Source organism: Vibrio sp. M260121 (genome assembly GCF_036533715.1).
Taxonomy (GTDB): Bacteria; Pseudomonadota; Gammaproteobacteria; order Enterobacterales; family Vibrionaceae; genus Vibrio.
In genome coordinates this window covers 1-372 of record NZ_JATABF010000139.1, presented here as the reverse complement: position 1 = coordinate 372, position 372 = coordinate 1, and the positions used below count along the sequence as shown (strand labels likewise).

The window sequence follows — 372 nt, the reverse complement described above, 5'->3', positions numbered from 1 at the left end:
ATTTATTGGCCGTAAAAGAAAGCGCCTCATTTTCGAGGCGCTCCATTTTGGTCAGGTTGTCTTTTTCAGCGCGCTCCACGTCTGTTAGAACAGCCATAGATGTTTCGCCTCCGTTGGGTCGGATAATTGAATGGTGCCATCTTCGTCAGTGACAGCAGACTTGAGAAGCGCTTTGAACTTCTTATCGTCCACTCTCATGCGGATACGTCCATTCATGTTGTTTGCCTGGAATATCCATTTGAATAACGTTTGGTTGAGCGCTTTGAACACCATCTTTGCATCCGCTTTAGCATAGAAGAACGCATTCTGTTGGTGCGTTTCTCCCATCGAGCGCGAGCCATATGCTTGGTTACCCGATGACAGGGTTTGTCC

General features: G+C 47.6%; 1 protein-coding gene. It reads right to left on the bottom strand.

Annotation, left to right across the window (positions count from 1 at the left end; all coding sequences use genetic code 11):
* Positions 1 to 84 precede the first annotated feature (84 nt).
* Positions 85 to 372: phage portal protein family protein (locus QTO06_RS25490; protein ID WP_443088840.1), on the bottom strand; the 288-nt coding region annotated here is incomplete at its 5' end.